Annotated in this window: 14 protein-coding genes; 10 read left to right on the forward strand and 4 right to left on the reverse strand. The window is 35.3% G+C overall.

Going from position 1 to position 19,740, the window contains the following annotated elements; all coding sequences use genetic code 11:
* Positions 1 to 43 precede the first annotated feature (43 nt).
* The 6 genes from IPN31_00075 to IPN31_00100 all read left to right on the forward strand — a co-directional run bounded on the left by IPN31_00075 (position 44) and on the right by IPN31_00100 (position 10,767).
* Entirely contained in the window at positions 44 to 2,455 is a 2,412-nt protein-coding gene (locus IPN31_00075; GenBank protein MBK8680316.1) for a copper-translocating P-type ATPase, read from the forward strand.
* 97 nt (positions 2,456 to 2,552) lie between these two features.
* Positions 2,553 to 2,780, forward strand: a complete 228-nt coding sequence (locus IPN31_00080; GenBank protein MBK8680317.1) for a heavy-metal-associated domain-containing protein — start codon at positions 2,553 to 2,555, stop codon at positions 2,778 to 2,780.
* An 11-nt stretch (positions 2,781 to 2,791) separates the two neighbouring features.
* Positions 2,792 to 3,646: a DUF3347 domain-containing protein gene (locus tag IPN31_00085; GenBank protein ID MBK8680318.1), complete on the forward strand. Its 855-nt coding sequence runs from the start codon at positions 2,792 to 2,794 to the stop codon at positions 3,644 to 3,646.
* Between the two features lie 12 nt (positions 3,647 to 3,658).
* On the forward strand, positions 3,659 to 5,908 hold the full coding sequence (locus IPN31_00090; protein ID MBK8680319.1) for a multicopper oxidase domain-containing protein: 2,250 nt from the start codon (positions 3,659 to 3,661) through the stop codon (positions 5,906 to 5,908).
* Between the two features lie 610 nt (positions 5,909 to 6,518).
* Entirely contained in the window at positions 6,519 to 9,881 is a 3,363-nt protein-coding gene (locus tag IPN31_00095; protein MBK8680320.1) for a methylmalonyl-CoA mutase family protein, read from the forward strand.
* A gap of 304 nt (positions 9,882 to 10,185) precedes the next feature.
* Entirely contained in the window at positions 10,186 to 10,767 is a 582-nt protein-coding gene (locus IPN31_00100; protein MBK8680321.1) for a hypothetical protein, read from the forward strand.
* Positions 10,768 to 10,822: 55 nt separating this feature from the next.
* Here IPN31_00100 and IPN31_00105 read toward each other — a convergent pair whose 3' ends face one another.
* Together IPN31_00105 and IPN31_00110 are read right to left on the reverse strand one after the other, a co-directional pair.
* Entirely contained in the window at positions 10,823 to 11,512 is a 690-nt protein-coding gene (locus tag IPN31_00105; GenBank protein ID MBK8680322.1) for a lysoplasmalogenase, read from the reverse strand.
* A 152-nt stretch (positions 11,513 to 11,664) separates the two neighbouring features.
* Positions 11,665 to 13,323 (reverse strand): T9SS type A sorting domain-containing protein, encoded by a 1,659-nt coding sequence (locus tag IPN31_00110; GenBank protein ID MBK8680323.1) that lies wholly within the window; start codon positions 13,321 to 13,323, stop codon positions 11,665 to 11,667.
* Between the two features lie 321 nt (positions 13,324 to 13,644).
* Between IPN31_00110 and IPN31_00115 the strand changes: the two genes are divergently transcribed.
* Positions 13,645 to 14,346, forward strand: a complete 702-nt coding sequence (locus IPN31_00115) for a T9SS type A sorting domain-containing protein (protein MBK8680324.1) — start codon at positions 13,645 to 13,647, stop codon at positions 14,344 to 14,346.
* Between the two features lie 179 nt (positions 14,347 to 14,525).
* Complete coding sequence (gene ggt, locus IPN31_00120; GenBank protein ID MBK8680325.1) at positions 14,526 to 16,214, forward strand: gamma-glutamyltransferase; 1,689 nt, start codon at positions 14,526 to 14,528, stop codon at positions 16,212 to 16,214.
* 5 nt (positions 16,215 to 16,219) lie between these two features.
* Here ggt and IPN31_00125 read toward each other — a convergent pair whose 3' ends face one another.
* Complete coding sequence (locus IPN31_00125; GenBank protein ID MBK8680326.1) at positions 16,220 to 16,462, reverse strand: GlsB/YeaQ/YmgE family stress response membrane protein; 243 nt, start codon at positions 16,460 to 16,462, stop codon at positions 16,220 to 16,222.
* Between the two features lie 8 nt (positions 16,463 to 16,470).
* Complete coding sequence (locus IPN31_00130) at positions 16,471 to 18,297, reverse strand: ATP-binding cassette domain-containing protein (protein ID MBK8680327.1); 1,827 nt, start codon at positions 18,295 to 18,297, stop codon at positions 16,471 to 16,473.
* Positions 18,298 to 18,469: 172 nt separating this feature from the next.
* On the opposite strand from IPN31_00130, the gene IPN31_00135 reads away from it, so the two are divergent.
* Both IPN31_00135 and IPN31_00140 read left to right on the forward strand, forming a co-directional pair.
* On the forward strand, positions 18,470 to 19,228 hold the full coding sequence (locus tag IPN31_00135; GenBank protein ID MBK8680328.1) for a DJ-1/PfpI family protein: 759 nt from the start codon (positions 18,470 to 18,472) through the stop codon (positions 19,226 to 19,228).
* A 79-nt stretch (positions 19,229 to 19,307) separates the two neighbouring features.
* The gene (locus IPN31_00140) at positions 19,308 to 19,718 is read left to right on the forward strand and encodes a YjbQ family protein (GenBank protein ID MBK8680329.1); all 411 of its coding nucleotides are present in this window, start codon (positions 19,308 to 19,310) and stop codon (positions 19,716 to 19,718) included.
* Positions 19,719 to 19,740 lie beyond the last annotated feature (22 nt).

The following is a 19,740-nucleotide window of genomic DNA, read 5'->3' on the forward strand; positions in this document are numbered from 1 at the left end:
ATGCAATGTTGCCACCTTTGCCTTGTAATTAAATAAAAAAGGTATGGCAACAAATAATAATGAATTTCGGATACCACTTGAAGGCGTTGAAAGCGAGCACTGTGCCTTAATAGTGGACAATGGATTGGCAAAACTGAATGGTGTTGAATCGCACCGAGTAGAACTCAACAATAAACAAGCAGTAATCCAATCGAACAATCAGGTTTCTGTATCAGACGCAGTAAAAATCATTAGAGACTTGGGCTATGGTGTAACTACGGTAAAGAAATCATTCCCTGTATTGCAAATGACTTGTGCTTCTTGTGCCGTTAGTGTGGAGAGTATTATTAAATCTCAAGCAGGAGTCGTTGATGCAAATGTGAATTATGCAAATGCTAAGGTTTCAGTTGAGTTCATTCCGAGTTTGGTTAAAGTTGAAAGTTTGAGAAAAGCCGTTCAAAGCATTGGCTACGATTTATTGATTGATGAAAGTACTTCGGGTGATGAGACCATTGAACAGATTCAGAAAGAAAATTTTAAAAAGCTCAAAAAGAAAACCTATTGGGCCTTGGCACTATCCTTTCCTGTAGTAGTTATCGGAATGTTTTTTATGGATATGCCCTTTGCTAATGAAATTATGTGGGCACTAAGTACCCCAGTTTTATTTTGGTTAGGTAGAGATTTTTACATCAATGCGTGGAAACAAGCCAAGCATCGCTCTGCCAATATGGACACCTTAGTTGCATTAAGCACAGGTGTTGCTTATATTTTCAGTGTTTTCAACACACTGTTTCCTGAATTTTGGCACGAAATGGGCTTACACGCTCACGTTTATTTTGAAGCCGCTTCTGTTATCATTGGATTTATATTGCTGGGTAAACTATTAGAAGAAAAAGCCAAAGGCAACACTTCATCAGCAATTAAGAAATTGATGGGTTTGCAGCCAAAAACTGTAACGATAGTCCACGATGGCGGTCATCAGATGGAAATCCCCATTGAGCAGGTAGAAATTGGCAATACGATTGTCGTAAAACCAGGTGAACAAATTGCGGTAGATGGAACAGTGATTAACGGAAACTCTTATGTTGATGAAAGTATGTTGAGTGGTGAGCCTATTGCTATTTTAAAAAATGAAAACGACAAAGTATTTGCTGGTACAATAAACCAAAAAGGAAGTTTTCAATTTAAAGCTGACAAAGTGGGTAGCGAAACAATGCTTGCCCACATTATTAAAAAGGTGCAGGACGCACAGGGTAGTAAAGCACCTGTTCAAAAATTAGTAGATAAAATAGCAGGAATATTTGTTCCCATAGTCATCGCAATTGCCATTACTGCCTTTATTGTATGGAATATTTTTGGCGGAGATAACGGCTTTACACAGGGAATGCTTGCTCTCATAACAGTATTGGTTATTGCTTGCCCTTGTGCATTGGGTTTAGCCACTCCTACAGCAATAATGGTTGGTGTAGGCAAAGGTGCTGAAAAAGGGATTTTAATAAAAGATGCTGAAAGTCTTGAATTAGCGAAAAAAGTAAATGTCGTGATACTCGATAAAACAGGAACGATCACAGAAGGGAAACCTGTTGTAACAAATGATTTTTGGACGGATGAAAATCCAACATTAAAGCAAATTCTTTTTAGCATAGAAAAACAATCCGAACATCCTTTGGCAGAAGCTGTTGTTTCCCATTTGAAAAGTCAAAGCACCACGACCATTTCAAAGTTTGAAAGTATCACAGGGAAAGGAGCGAAAGCAGAGGTAAAAGGTGAAACCTACTTTATTGGCAACAAAAGATTAATGGAAGAAAACAACATAACCATTAACGAGTCAATTATGGAGAAAGTCCAACGCTGGAGCAATGAAGCAAAAACCGTGATTTGGTTTGCTGATAGTCAGCATGTAATTTCAGTTATTGCCATTGCCGACCAAATTAAAGCGACTTCCCAAAAGGCAATTGAAGAATTACAGCAATCAGGCATTGAAGTTTATATGCTTACAGGCGATAATGAAAATACAGCCAAAGCAGTTTCTGAAAAAGTGGGAATTAAGCATTACAAGGCAGAAGTATTACCTGAACATAAAGCTGCATTCGTAAAACAATTGCAAGAACAAGGAAAGATTGTAGCAATGGTTGGCGATGGTATCAATGACAGCACCGCGTTGGCGCAAGCAGATGTAAGTATAGCAATGGGTAAAGGGAGCGACATTGCAATGGATGTAGCTAAAATGACCATTATTTCATCTGACCTTACAAAAATTAACGAAGCAATTCATTTATCTAAATCAACAGTTAGCACCATTAAACAAAACCTGTTTTGGGCATTTATTTATAATTTAATTGGTATTCCCATTGCAGCAGGAATTTTATACCCAATTAATGGTTTCTTACTCAATCCTATGATTGCAGGTGCAGCAATGGCAATGAGCAGTGTAAGTGTTGTAAGTAATAGTTTGTGGTTGAAGTATAAGAGGTAAGCCTCAGTAAATCTTACAAATCAATTCAAAAATACAGCAATACAATTCAGCCGAATACTTGTGAAATTTGCAGTATAAATTTTAAACAAACATTAAAATGAAATCAAACGATAAAACACTAACATTCAAAACCAACATCAACTGTAGTGGATGTGTGGCAAAAGTAACACCTTTTTTAAATGATGCAGATGGAATTTGCCATTGGGATGTGAACACTGAAAATAAAGACAAAATCCTTTCTGTGCATTCCGAAGGAATTACTGAACAAGAAGTAATTCAAAAGGTACAAGAAGCAGGATTTAAAATTGAATTATTAAACCAATAAAAAAAACAGCTATGAACTTAATAACAAAAATTTCAGCGGCAATAGTATTGCTCCTTTCATTCTCATCTTGTAATGCTCAAGTGAAGAATGCTAAAACCGAAACCGTAAAGATTTATGGTAACTGCGAAATGTGTGAAAAGACGATTGAAACCGCAGGCAATGTAAAGAAAATTGCTCAGGTGGATTGGAACAAAGACACTAAAATGGCAACCATAACTTACGACAGTACCAAAACAAATCAAGATGAAATATTGAAACGTATTGCATTGGCTGGTTATGATAGCGACAAATTCCTCGCTCCAGATGATGTGTATAATAAACTTGCTGGATGTTGCCAATACGAAAGGGTAAACAAAACAGCAGTTGCTAAAACAGAAATTATTGAAGACCACTCTATGCACAATCAAGAAAACATAGTTGGAACCGAGCAAGAAGTAAATCAACTAAAAACTATTTTCGAAAATTATTTTACTTTAAAAGATGCATTGGTAAAATCGGACGGGAAATTAGCTTCAACAATTGCTAAAGACTTACTTCAAAATATCAATGCAGTAAAAATGAATAAACTTTCTCAAGAAGAACACACTGTCTGGATGAAAGTGCTGAGTAGTTTAAAATCAAATTCCGAAAAAATTTCAGAAACTACTAGTGTGGAAAAACAACGCATTACTTTTATGGAATTATCAGCAAACTTTTATGATTTGCTTAAAGTTAGCAAGCAAGAAAATGCTATTTATTATCAAAATTGCCCTATGTATAATGATGGCAAAGGAGCAAATTGGCTGAGTAAAGAAAACGCAGTCAAAAATCCTTATTATGGTTCTCAGATGTTGACTTGTGGCAAAACCATTGAAACAATCAAGTAATTATTTCTGCTAATGATTAATCAAAATGTTTTTCACAGAATGGTGTTGTCAATGGCGATTTTGCTATTGGTATCAAATACCTTATTTGCCCAAAAAGTAGTTCGATACGATTTATATGTTCGTGATACACTCGTAAATTTTACTGGAAAAACAAAAAGAGCCATAGCTGTAAACGGACAAATTCCTATGCCAACCCTCGTTTTCACAGAAGGAGACACGGCTGAAATTCACGTACACAATCAGTTAAAAGAAAGCACATCGCTACATTGGCACGGATTATTTTTGCCCAACAAAGAAGATGGTGTGCCTTATCTAACACAAATGCCTATTGAGCCAAACACAACGCACATTTATCGTTTCCCAATTATTCAAAACGGTACACACTGGTATCACAGCCATTCGGGATTACAGGAACAAATAGGAATGTATGGAAATTTTGTAATGCTCAAAAAAGTCGATGACCCTACTTTCAGAAAAGGCATTGACGATTTACCGGCTGTACCCATTGTTTTGAGTGAATGGACAGACTTAAAACCTGAAAACATTCATAGAATGTTACACAACGCCAATGATTACCCAGCTTTAAAGAAAAATTCTGTTCAAAGTTATGGCGAAGCAATAAAGGCAGGGCATTTTAAAACCAAACTCAAAAACGAATGGAAACGAATGTTGGCAATGGATGTTAGCGATGTGTATTACGAAAAAATATTAATGAATGGCAAACCAAATACCGACCTAAAAAGTATTAATGACAAAGATTTGAAAGCAGGAGATAAAGTCAGACTTCGTATTTCCAACGGTGGTGCATCTTCCTATTTTTGGCTTACTTATGCGGGTGGTAAAATTACCGTAGTTGCCAACGATGGAAACGATGTAGAACCTGTTGAAGTAGATAGATTAATCATTGCTGTTTCCGAAACCTACGATATAATTGTAACCATTCCTGCGGAGAACACAGCTTACGAATTTTTAGCAACGACTGAAGACCGCACCAATTCAGCATCATTTTATATTGGCAATGGCATTAAACAACTTAAATCGCCACAGCCTCGATTAAAGTACTTTGAAGGTATGAAAATGATGAACGATATGATGAAAATGAACGGAGATTTAGATGATATGGGAATGAATATGTCGCTCAATCAAATGGATATGAATGTAGTTATGTATCCTGAAATTACAGGCGATTCAAAACCTAAACAGTCAGACAATGACCCAAATAGATACAATGCAAATGCTTTGGCAGATATTACAACGTTGAATTATGCAATGTTGAAATCGCCAAACAATACTTCACTCCCAAAAGATTCACCAGTAAAAGAATTAAAATTTACACTCACTGGAAATATGAACCGCTATGTGTGGAGTTTAGATAATAAAGTAATATCGGAAACAGATAAAATTCTCATCAAAAAAGGAGAAAATGTTAGAATAATTATTTACAATAATTCGATGATGCGACACCCAATGCACTTACACGGACACGATTTTAGATTGCTAAACGGTCAGGGCGAAAATGCACCATTAAAAAACGTTGTAGACATTATGCCAATGGAAACTGACACTTTGGAATTTAACGCCAATGTGGAAGGAGATTGGTTTTTTCATTGCCATATTCTCTACCATATGATGAGCGGAATGGGAAGGGTATTTACATACGAAAATCAAGCCCCCAACCCATTAATTCCAAATCCGAAATTAGCACAACGCAAACTATTTGCAGATGACCGTAAATTTCATTTTATGGCAGACAATGACTTTGCTACAAACGGAAACGATGGAATGGCAATGTTGCAAAACACACGTTGGAGCATTGGCACAGAATGGCGTTTAGGCTACAACGATATGCACGGCTATGAAACCGAAACACACATAGGTCGATATATTGGAAAAATGCAATGGTTTATGCCTTTTATAGGATTTGATTGGCGATATAGGAAGATGGGGATAGATGAACAAGAAGAAAATATTTTCGGACAGGTGAATAAAAAAGATAACAGAAGTGCTGTAAGCTTAGGATTTATGTTCACACTTCCAATGTTGGTCAATTTTCAGGCAGAAGTGTATCACGATGGAATTGTTCGACTTTCGTTGATGCGAGAAGATATACCAATTACAAAACGACTACGAGCAGGTTTTATGGTTAATACAGACAAAGAATTTATGGTTGACTTGCGTTACATCCTAAACAAAAATATGGGTATCAGAACACACTACGACAGTGATATGGGTTTTGGTATTGGACTTAGTTTGAATTACTAACCCAGCACAATTTACAAGCACAATTAAAAACCGCACAAGCCAACACACGACCAAAGTTTTTAATAGAGCTTGCAAAGCTGACTCAAAATAAAAATTGTTTTAAAAATTTTCTGCCCTTCAAAAAAATAAAAAACTCAATGAACAGCCGACACGACACAGACACTCAATGCTGACAATGGTTTACAAGGACAGATAACAAGAACCACTGGCTATAACACGGGTTTGGCAAAAGTGGCGGTGTAGTGCTTCGTAAGACAGTTTTTCGTAGATTTGAAATTCGGTGCTTCGTATGGAGTTTTGTGCTAAAAATCGCCACCTTCGCCAAGCCCGAAACCGTTAGCCTTTGAGAACCTGCGTAAATAATTACAATACGGAGGTTCCCGCAGGCAGCCACACAAATGCAAATTGCGGGGAACCTGCTGGGACATTTAGGCAAAATTGAATTGCATTTTTAGCCCCTCCCGATAATTATCGGGATGAAACGGATAGCGGGAAATAGCTCCTAAAAATTTTTCTTATTCCTAATTCTACATTCTCCATTCTTAATTCTCAATTCCTCGCCTCCCCCTCCAATTCCCTAAATTTGCACTACTCTCAAAATAAAATAAATATGAAAGAAGCTGCTGTATATCAACCGAAAAATAAAGTAAGAATAGTTACTGCTGCAAGTTTGTTTGATGGGCATGATGCTGCAATAAATATAATGCGCCGGATAATTCAGGCTACGGGTGTGGAGGTAATTCATCTGGGGCACGACCGCAGTGTGGATGAAGTGGTGAATTGTGCTATTCAGGAGGATGCGCAGGCTATTGCACTTACTAGTTATCAGGGTGGCCATGTGGAATATTTTAAATATATGTACGACTTGCTGAAAGAGAAGGGGGCAGAGCATATTAAAATATTTGGCGGAGGCGGCGGCACAATATTGCCAACGGAAATTGAAGAGTTGGAAAGGTATGGGATAAGCAGAATTTATTCGCCGGACGATGGCAGAAGTTTGGGTTTGCAGGGAATGATAAATGATGTGGTGCAACAGAGTGATTATGCCATTGGCGAACACTTGAACGGTGAATTAAAACAACTGCACAACAACAACTGGGGTGCGATAGCCCGGCTGATTACAACGGTAGAAAATTACCCTGAGCAGGGAAAAGAAATTTTAAAAACAATAGTGCCTATAGCGGAAAAATCGCATACACCGGTTTTGGGAATTACAGGAACGGGAGGTTCGGGCAAATCGAGTTTGGTGGATGAATTAGTGCGCAGATTTCTGGTGGATTTTGCGGATAAAACAATTGCTATTGTTTCTGTAGATCCATCGAAAAGAAAAACGGGCGGCGCATTGCTTGGCGATAGAATTCGCATGAATGCGATTAATAATCCGAGAGTGTATATGCGTTCGCTGGCTACTCGTCAGGCAAATCTTGCGCTGAGTAAACATGTGGACTCGGCAGTGCAGATTTTAAAAGCGGCAGGTTTTGATTTAATTATTTTAGAAACTTCCGGCATCGGTCAATCGGATACGGAAATTACGGATCACTGCAATGTGAGTTTGTATGTGATGACGCCGGAGTATGGTGCTGCTTCGCAATTGGAGAAAATAGATATGCTGGATTTTGCGGATGTAATTGCAATAAACAAGTTTGATAAACGAGGTGCGGAAGATGCGAAGCGGGATGTGGCAAAACAATATCAACGCAATCATAAATTGTTTGATAAAGACACGATTGATATGCCGGTGTTCGCAACTATTGCATCGCAGTTTAATGATCCGGGAACAAATCAATTATACAAACATCTGATGCAGGTGATTGATGAAAAAACGGAATCGCATTTCAACAGTGATTTTACAGTGAGTGATGAAATGAGTAAAAAGATTTTTATTATTCCACCACAACGCACTCGCTATTTAAGTGAGATAGCAGAGAACAATCGTGCGTATGATAAAAAGGCTTTGCAACAAAAAGAAATTGCACAAAAACTATATTCAATTCAAACAACTATTGATGCAATTACGGATGCAGATTTAAAAGAAAAACTATTGCGTGTGTACGAAACTATGCAAGTAGATTTAGAACATGCAAATAAACAATTAATAGAAAATTGGTCAACAGTAAAAAATGCATTTGCGCAAGAGGTATATGAATATAAAGTGCGGGATAAAAGCATTAAAGTAAAAACACATTCCGAAAGTTTAAGTCATTTGCAAATACCAAAAATTGTATTGCCAAAGTATGAAGCTTGGGGAGACATTTTATACTGGCAATTGCAGGAAAATATTCCGGGAGAGTTTCCTTACACCGCAGGAATTTTTCCTTTTAAAAGACAAGAAGAAGATCCTGCCCGCATGTTTGCCGGCGAAGGCGGACCGGAAAGAACAAACCGCCGCTTCCATTATGTATCTGCCGGACTTCCCGCTAAACGTTTATCTACTGCATTTGATAGTGTAACACTTTACGGCAATGATCCGGATGTGCGTCCTGATATTTATGGCAAGATTGGAAATAGCGGCGTAAGTATTTGTTGTCTGGATGATGCAAAAAAATTGTACTCCGGATTTAATCTCGCCGATGCAAAGACTTCCGTTTCCATGACCATCAACGGACCTGCACCGATGTTGCTCGGCTATTTTATGAATGCAGCTATTGATCAGCAATGTGAAATATATATCCGTGAAAATGGATTGGAAAAAGAAGTACAGGAAAAAATGAAAACCATTTTCCAAAAACAAAAAATTGAAGCACCAAAATATCAGGGAGAATTACCCGAAGGAAATAATGGATTGGGTTTAATGTTGCTGGGTGTTACCGGCGATCAGGTATTGCCTGCGGATGTGTATCATAAAATAAAAGAGCATACTTTACAAACTGTAAGAGGAACTGTGCAGGCAGATATATTAAAAGAAGATCAGGCGCAGAACACTTGTATATTCTCAACTGAATTTGCATTGCGATTAATGGGTGATGTGCAGGAATATTTTATCCAACATAAAGTCCGCAATTTTTATTCTGTTTCTATTTCAGGATATCATATTGCAGAAGCAGGTGCAAACCCAATTACACAATTAGCCTTTACACTTGCCAATGGTTTTACTTATGTAGAATATTATTTAAGCAGAGGAATGGACATCAATAAATTTGGTCCAAACCTTTCTTTCTTTTTCAGCAATGGAGTAGACCCGGAATATGCAGTGATAGGAAGAGTGGCTCGTCGCATTTGGGCAAAGGCAATGAAATATAAATATGGTGCAGACGACAGAACACAAAAATTAAAATACCATATTCAAACATCAGGAAGAAGTTTGCATGCTCAAGAAATTGACTTCAATGATATTCGCACAACACTGCAAGCGCTGTATGCTATTTATGATAATTGCAATTCGTTACATACAAATGCGTATGATGAAGCAATCACAACACCTACAGAAGAAAGTGTGCGCAGGGCAATGGCAATTCAATTAATTATCAATAAAGAATTAGGATTGGCAAAAAATGAAAATCCATTGCAAGGATCTTTTATCATTGAAGAACTTACAGATCTGGTAGAAGCCGCTGTACTTTCTGAGTTTGATAAAATAACAGATAGAGGTGGTGTGTTGGGTGCAATGGAAACCATGTATCAACGAGGTAAGATTCAAGAAGAGAGTTTATATTATGAAACATTAAAACATACTGGCGCTTATCCAATCATTGGTGTAAATACATTTTTGAATAGCAAAGGCTCCCCTACCATTATTCCGAAAGAAGTAATCAGAGCAGAGCAAACAGAAAAGGAATATCAGATTGAAATGGTACACAACCTTCAAAAGCGCTATGCAAAAGAAAGTGATGCACACCTGAAAGAAGTGAAACACGCAGCTGTTCAGAATGAAAATTTGTTTGAATCACTGATGCATGCAACCAAGTTTTGTAGCCTTGGTCAAATCACAAATGCATTGTTTGAAGTGGGTGGACAATACAGAAGAAACATGTAGTACTTACTGTTGGTAATTACACATTGCTATACTGTAGTGGTTAGTATTTAAAAATTATCAGTACAACCAACTGCAATGTATATCCGTCACAGGAATCACTTTGAGGAAAGGCACATCAGATTTTGAAATTGTCACCGATACAACAAAGTGCAATCGCAATACAATAATCATAAACCCTTTGCAGTTATAGGTTCTTCGTTAGCAAAAACGAAATTGCTCCCCGCAATGTAACAGTCACAGAAACATTTTTGCTGAATATTTACAAGCCAAAAGCTTAGAATATTATTGCCTTAAAATTATCAAGATGCTTAACCAACTGAAACTAACGAACCTGGCGATTACAATTTGCGCTTCTGCATTTTGCCTTACCGCACAAAACACTATTGACAATGCATTAGTGTATAACAATGGAAATGAAACTGCTTCCATTACAACCACAACACAAACTATTAATTCAACCGAAGCTGTAGTTACCAATTCTAGCAATGTGCTTGACATGGTAACACTTTATACTGCGGTGGAAGACATCACTTTAAAAAATTACTTTAATCTAGCCGGATTCAAGGTGATGCCTTACATGCAGATTGCTGATGCCGATAATTCTTTTGATCCTGAACGAGTGGAAATGAATACTGTACAGTTTGCATTCACGAACAAGACTGTAGAGTACCTCGTTGATGGAAAAATTTATGAATTTGAAATCAGCAATATTGATCATTATGTAAACAATGCACCAAATTGTCTTATCAAAGCGAAGATTGCTTTACAAGGTAAGCCGATGAAAGTGAACAAAGAAAAGATTTCAGAAATCTCAATCTATGTTGACCGTAATGATCATATTTCTTTTATTGAAATTGGAGAGACAGAATATTATCTGCGTCCCTGATTACCCACCTGCTTAACTCGCAAAATTTTATTTGCTTAACCCTCAACAAAGAGCTCTACGAAAGTGGAGCTTTTTCTTTTATATGCATTACACATCCACTCGCAATTAAATATTGTGCAGCGATATAAGTAACCATAATAAGAAAAGGTGCGGAGTGAAATGGCGATTGAAATTTATTAACTGCAATCATACTATCGGAAGCAATAAATAATAATGCACCGATTAATACAAATGCAAAACTGTAATCAGAAGTGTTGCCGATTCTATGCAGAGAAGCAATACCCATTAATGTAATTACAACAGCATAAACAATTACCGGCAAGCGCATATCACCCAAGCCGGAATACAAATAAACAAGCAAGAGAATACCATAGATAATAAACGGCAATGCAAACTTCCATTTAAAAGATGTAATGCGTGTATCCACCAATTGCAAAAAGCAGAGGATATAAAAAATATGAGCAATTAAAAATGAAGCTAACCCTGCGATAAAATAGATTTCATCATTCACGGTGTACATTAAAAAAATATCTCCCAGCCATGAAAATAAAATAGCAAGTGAAAGCCATAGTATGTTCTTTTGAAAACCAATTGCAGTAATTACATATAACCAAAGCAAAGGCATCAGTGCATATTTTGAAACAGTAACTAATAAATCATTGCCGGATACCATCATAAAAATATGTACAATACCTGCCACAAGATATGCATTGATAAATATGCTTGATAGATTTTGATTTTTCAAAATAGGAATATTTTATTGAATGAATAAATGGTATTAAAACAAATAATAATTACACAATTAAAAAAAACAAAGCTACATGGTTTAAGGAGATGCATTTCTACATTCTATAATTGGAATTAGGCTGACTTATTTATTCTGGAAAGTTTATAGTTCTAATTTACAAGGAATTTATAAGTGCGTTGCTGATTTTCAATCATAAGTACAAGAAAATAAAATCCGGGATGTAAATCGCCAATGTTCAATTGTATTGTATTAATATTAATCTTTTCAAAAGCAATTTGAAATAATTGACCCATGGTATTATACACTTGAATAGTTTGGATTTGCGCAGTAGAATCCTGCATACTTAAATACAAAATTTTGTTTGACGGAATAGGATACACATAAGATTCACTTGAAAAGTAAATTAATGAATCAGGTATAACATAAGGGCTAGAATAATGAGGAAATAATTTTGCAATGAAGAGAATTTCTTCGTTGTTTTTTCCGTAAACTTCTATGTCTCCAATTTCAGCACATTCATCCACATGACCATACATATACATTGTGGAATCAAAAAATGTAATAAAATCAACATAACTATTAGGTCCTGTGAGTGTGCCTGTATTGCAAGTAGCTTCGGTGGTAATACCAAAATTCAAATTATCATCAATTTCAGTTATTGATGCTGCATAGTAACCTGTTTTTGTGCTTGTTCGTCCGGGGCTAAAAAGTGTTTCCTGATTGAAAACAAAAGTATTCTCAAGATAAATATTATTCAGGTTCTGATTTGTAAATAATAAATCACCATCCGTATTCATCTTAAGTAAATAAACACCATTGCTAAAGTCGGGTGATTCTGTTGGTTCGAAAATTAAAGAATCACTTAAGTAAATGTTATGAAATGTTGAAGCCCCGATTGAAGTGATAATTTCATTGGATGCATTAATTGCAATATTTTTAAAGTATGCACCATAAGGAGCCGTAATAATCTGATGCCATTGCTCCATACCCAAGGAGTTATACTTAACCAAAGTACCTTCCTTGATATATACTATCGAGGTATCATATGTATAAACAAGCGAGTCGAAAATCCAAGTGGAATCAACATAATAATATATAATACTATCTGGCTGATAAAAGTTACCATTTAGGCGCATGGTATCAGATACAACATAATTTATAAAAAAATTATCATCATTATCTGTAACCAATTTCATTTGGGTATAAAAAAATGAATCATCATTAGAATTATAGGAAAGCACGTTCTGATCCAGATACCATAACAAATTATTTTGATCATCATACTTTGCAACAAGCGTATTGCCGATTAATGTATCACCATTAAAAATATTAATCTCTCCAAAAGAACGGGCAAGGATTAATAAATTATTTTCTGAGTCTGTATCAAAATCCAAAATAGAAGCAGAATCCATTAACAATAAATAATTGACTATTTCTCCATTGCTATCAAACCGCATGACAAAAGATGTTATGTATTCTATTCCATGAATAGTACTATCCTCACCACCTATATACAATTCATCTAAAAAATATCCCGGAAAAAGTATGTTGTTATTCCTGTCTATTCCAATATCCTGCATATATACATCCGAATACGTATCATTTGAAATAAAAAATTTATACCAGGAATAAATTCCGGTTGAATCAAACTTTATAAGATAACTTCTGGGTCCACTACCTATGTAAATACTATCAATAGTTAAGTTTCCACCTGCTTCAATGCCTGCATACACATTACCATCAGAATCTGTAACAATGCCTTTGGGATTAAATGAATAATTAGACTCATCAGAAGTGATTTTTTTCACCCATACAGAATTAAATATGTTTTGAGATTGGCATAGAACAAATGATAATACAATATAAAAAGTAAAAATTAATTTCATTATCCCTAAAAGTAAAAAATATTAATCCCACTTGACTTTCAATTTTATTCAATACCAGTATATTTACAATAGTAAGATTAAATGATATTTATTCAATTATACCACTTATCTAAATTTCTGCGGAATTCCGTATCGGCAATTGTTTTGTTTGTATGCTGTAATAGCGGGGTAAGCCAAATCATATATACCAATATAGAACCTGATACAACTCAAGTTGGGAGTCTTATCAATTATATGGTTGATATGAACAACGATGGAATTAATGATCTTGGTTTCTCATATAGTGCTGATGCTTCGGTAAATGATTTCGGCTCAGTAGATTTTCTATCAAAAACAATAAATGTTGATTTGATGAATCTGACACGTATTTGTGGGAAGAAAACTGCTTCTTATAACGCAATGAGCTTGGATTCAAATGATATTATAAATGATGATAAATTATGGCTTCTGATGGAATCGCTGAGATTGACCTCAACATATTACCACATTGTTGATGGCGAATTGCTTCCTACAAGCGGAGATGGTTATTGGGGCGATGAAGATAATTTTTATTATTTGGGTGTAAGATTTTGGTCCAATAATTTTTATTATGGTTGGGTTAGATTAAAAGTAGATCAGCAAAATATGGCCTTAACAGTGAGTGATTATGCCTATAATGCCATTCCCGAAGAAGAAATTAAAGCAGGTTATAAAGGCGGTAAATTACATGACCTAATGGCAATTTATAATGCCAATAATATAACAGTATTTCTACCTGAATACATGTTGGAAACAAATGCCGTCGTTCAACTTTTTAATATTTCTGGTCAACTCTTATTTAATGGTGCATTTATCAATAATAAACAAATAACTATAAATGCAGAACTACTTCCAAGTGGTATTTATATTATTAATGCCTATAATGATTTAGTAAGTCGAACTGCTAAAATTGTTATTGAAAAATAATTAGTATTTTACTTGAGCATCTAAATGATTGATGAGTTCAACTATAAGCATGGATAGAAATAGAATAGTTCCTCTTAGTTCATCTGCAATAAAAAATAACTTACCATTCTCTAAACTCCATTGACTTAATTACTGCAATTATTATAGAAGTAAATACATTGCTTTATTAACTTGCACCTATGATTCGAAACATCTTTTTTATTTTTCTTTTTTCATCCGCATTAATACAATGCAAAGCTCAACATCAAGAAACTACATCTACAATTGCGAAGCATGCAATGGTGGTTTCGGCAAATACATTTGCAAGTAATGTTGGTATAGAAATAATAAAAAACGGAGGTAATGCCGTAGATGCAGCCATCGCAGTGCAATTTGCTTTAGCGGTTGTATATCCCAATGCAGGAAATATTGGTGGTGGTGGTTTTATGGTAATTCGGCTTGCAAATGGTGAAACTGCAACATTGGATTTCAGAGAGAAAGCTCCTGCAAATTCGAATAGAGATATGTATTTAGAATCTGATGGTGAAGTAAACAGAAATGTGATTGAATCAACACAACTCGCTTCAGGTGTACCGGGTTCTGTAGATGGAATGTGGGAAGCACATAAAAAATATGGCACTATTGCTTGGGAAAAATTATTGCAACCTGCAATTGCACTTGCTGAAAATGGTTTTGTACTTACTGAGCAACAAGCAAATGAATTTAACAACAATAAAGCAGAATTTAAAAAAGTAAATCCAACAAAAAATTATTTTATAAAAGAAACGGAATGGAAAGTTGGTGATACATTAATTCAATCGGATTTGGCAAATACATTAAAACGTATTCAGCAAAATGGAAGAGATGGTTTTTACAAAGGAGAAACAGCAAATTTGATTGTGCAGGAAATGCAAAACGGTAATGGCATTATGCAATTATCTGATCTTGAAAATTATCATTCTATTTGGCGCACTCCAATTACTTTTAATTATAAAGAGTATGAAATTATTAGTATGCCTCCGCCTGCAAGTGGTGGTGTTTGTCTTGCGCAAATGATGGGAATGATTGAAACATTTCCTATTAAAGATTATGGATTTCAAAGTGTGGAAGCAATACATCTGATGACAGAAGCAGAACGCAGATCGTATGCCGATAGAGCAACATGGTTGGGTGATCCTGATTTTTTTGATGTGCCGCTTTCTTCATTAATTGATTCCAATTATTTACAACATCGCATGATGGATTTTAATCCGCAACATGCAACGACATCAAAAGAAATTAAAGCAGGAGAATTTGCAATGCATGAAAGTGATGAGACAACACATTTTTCTATTGTGGATGCTGAAGGAAATGCTGTTGCAGTTACCACAACTTTAAATGATAGTTATGGTTCAAAAATTATAGTGAATGGTGCAGGCTTTTTATTGAATAATGAAATGGATGATTTCAGTGCGAAACCCGGTGAAGCAAATATGTATGGTTTGGTTGGTGGCGAAGCAAATGCTATTGCGCCGGGTAAACGTATGTTGAGCAGTATGACACCAATTATTGTTACAAAAAACGATTCCCTGTTTATGGTGCTCGGCAGCCCGGGTGGAAGTACAATTATTACAAGTGTTTTTCAATGCATAATCAACGTGATTGAATTTAATATGACTATGCAACAAAGTGTGGATGCAGGTCGCTTTCATAATCAATGGCTACCTGATGAAATTTTATATGAAAGAAATAAAATTGATTCAACAACATTATCGCAACTACAAAAAATGGGACACACTATTAAATCAAAAGAAGCTATCGGCAGAGTGGATGCAATACTTATAAATGCGAATGGCACATTAGAAGGTGCAGCCGATAAAAGAGGTGATGATAGTGCGGTGGGATATTAATAATTTTATTTATTCTTAATCAATCCAACAATAAATAAAAACAACACTGCACCAACAACTGAACTGGCAATGGTGCCTGCAAAACCGGAACTGGAAATATTTAAACTATCGAAAATCCATCCGCCGATTACGGCACCAACAATTCCGACAACGATATTACCTATCAGTCCAAATCCTTCGCCCCGCATTAGTTTGCCACCAATCCATCCGGCGAGTGCGCCTATTAAAATAAAATACAGAAGAGTCATTGCATTAATTAATTTATTATTTCTTTTTCGCTGAATTGCAGTTTTAATAAGTTACTGAAAATTCCGTCTTCAATTTTTGATAGCATGTCAAATGTACCTTCTTCTTTTATTGCACCATTTTCCAACACAAATATTCTGTCCACATTACGAATAGTACTCAAGCGATGCGCTATAATAATTGTTGTGCGATTCTCCATTAAAATTTCTAAAGCATCTTGCACTAATTTTTCACTCTCCGCATCTAAGCTACTTGTTGCTTCATCTAAAATTAATATTGCAGGGTCTTTTAAAATTGCTCTTGCTATGGCAATACGTTGCCGTTGTCCACCAGATAATTTTACACCACGTTCACCAACTATTGTTTCTAATTGTTCCGGAAATCTTGAAATAAATTCCCAGGCATTTGCTTTCTTCGAAGCTTCCATTATTTCTTGTTCATTTGCATCCGGTTTTCCGTAAGCAATATTTTCTTTAATAGTGCCTCCAAATAAAATTACTTCCTGCGGAACGATAGCCATATTATTCCGCAACTCTTTTAATGTATAAGTATTTGCATTTTTTCCATCCATAATTAATGCACCTTCTGCGGGTTCATAAAATCGTAAAATCAATTGCGCAATTGTAGATTTTCCTGCGCCGCTTGGTCCGGCCAAAGCAACTTTTTCTCCGGGTGCAATTTGAATATTAATATCTTGTAATACACGGATATCTTTTCTTGTGGGATAAGTAAATGCTACATTTTTAAATTGAATAGAACCTTGCAATTTTGTTTTAGGTGTATCACTATCCAAAGTAATTTCTCCTTCTTCTTCAATGATTTCAAATATGCGTTCAGTAGCACCGACCGTTTTTTGAAGACGACCATACATTTCTCCAAGTCCACCAACAGCGCCACCAATAAATCCGGTATAGAGCATGAATGCAGTGAGTGTGCCGGCTGTAATTTCACCATCTTTCATTAACAGAGTTCCATACCATAACACCAATACAAATCCACCAAATAAACCGAGAATTAAAAAGGTGGTAAATGCACCACGATTCATCGCACCTTTTATTCCTGTTTCAACAACACGTTCTAAAAAACCTTTGTAGCGTTTCGATTCATAATTCTCGTTGCTGAATGCTTTTACAGTAAAAATATTTTGTAATGTTTCTTCCACCGCCACATTGGATTCAGCTAATGCATCTTGCCTTTTTTTAGAAATGGTGCGAATATATTTTCCATATAATACTGCAAGAATAATTAATACAGGAAAAGTAGAAATCATCAATAAGGTCAACTTTGGAGAAATAAAAAATATAAATCCTAATCCAAAAATTATTGTAACAATTTGACGCACAAATTCAGGAAGAGTTGAACTCAACATATCTTGCAATTGATCTACATCATTAGTACTGCGACTTGTTAATTCACCCACACGATGTTCTTCAAAAAAAGGAATGGAAAGCGTAATCAATTTATTGTACAAACTCGTGCGTACATCCGCCATACTTTTCTCAGAAACAATTGCAAATAAATACACACGGAAATAAGAAACAGCTGATTGAAAAATTAAAATACCCACTAGAATAAGTGCAATCGCATTGGTGTTAGAATAAATACTTTCAGGTGCATTTGAGGAGGAAGTATCAATCAGTTTCCCCATAAAAAAAGGAAATGACATTGTGGTAAAACTGCTGAGCAATAAGGCGACAATTCCAATATAAAATTTTGTTTTATAAGGACGCAAGTAAGAGAAGATTCTCATTATAGAACGCATACCTTGCATGGTGATACGCTTCTTATCTTTTTGCTCTACCGGTCCCCATAAATTATTTCCAGAAGGCTGTGCCATAGTGTGCGCAAAGGTAGTTTGAAATCAATTGGAAACCTTAGAATAATTAAGAATATGAATTGATTTAGTTTATAAAAAATAAATATGTAAGCATGATAAAAAGAATATTCAAAGGCAGTCCAACATTTTTGTTTTATTAAATGTTATATTGGATGAAAATATATTCATCAAAATGAAAAAGATTAACGCCTTATTTATAATTGTGATTGCAGCAATATTATTTAGTTGCAATACAAATGATTCAGGAAATAAATTGCAAGAGAATGCACAATCCAATGCTGAAAAAACAATGGATACTTTAACTGCGCATCTAAAACCATTTAATGCCGAGCTACCTACTATTGGCCTTCTAATTTATAATGGCGTTTTACAGACAGAGTTTACAGCAACATCGGATGTATTTGCAAAACCCGACGGACCTGAAGGAAAACCATTATTTAATGTAATAACAATTGCAGAAACTGCAGATCCGATTGTTACCGAAGAAGGATTGAGAATTATTCCTGATTATACTTTTGAAAACTGCCCGAAATTAAAAGCACTATTTATTCCGAGTGCTTATGATATGTATTCGCAAGTGCACAATGAAAAAATATTGAATTTCATCAGAGAGAAAAATAAGGAAACAAAATATACGGTAAGTAATTGTGCAGGTGCGCAGCTTGTTGGTGCTTCAGGAATTGCAGATGGCAAAAAAATAGTAACCTATGTTGGAGGTGGTAAACAATTACAAATAGAATATCCGAAATTAATTGTGCAAGATGATAGTTTGATTTCTTTTGTTGAAGATGGAAAATTCAGTTCTTCAAATGGCAATCTTACCAGTTATATAAGTGCTTTGAATTTGTTAGAGAAAATGACAAGTGATGAACATAGAAAATTTGTTGAATCCTATTTATATCTTGATCGTCTTCAGGATTGGAAAAAATAAGTATGCTATTACACATTTATTTTTGTTCGCATAAGGGATATTAATTTCAATTACCCAAAACATTTAATTATAAAATAAGATGATTCAACATTTTAAAATACAACTTCCACGGTTTAAAAGAGGATTTCATATAATTGATAATCATATTTTAAATGCCTTACCCAATTTACCCGCCACGGCTTTACTGCAAATTTTTATTCAGCATACATCAGCGGCAATAACAATTAATGAAAATGCAGACGCAACCGTTCGAATTGATTTTGAAACTGTGTTTAATAAATTAGTCCCTGAAGGAATGCCGTATTACAAACATGATATGGAAGGCGATGATGATATGCCGGCACATATTAAAGCTGCTCTTATTGGAAATAATATTTCAATTCCCATTTCAAATGGTAAACTTAATTTGGGAACATGGCAAGGAATATATTTATGTGAATTCCGAAATCATGCTCAAGGTAGAAATCTGATTATTACCATTTTAAGTTAGTATGTAATAAAATAAAAAAACC

It is taken from the genome of Bacteroidota bacterium, from assembly GCA_016715425.1.
Classification (GTDB): Bacteria; Bacteroidota; Bacteroidia; order Chitinophagales; family BACL12; genus JADKAC01.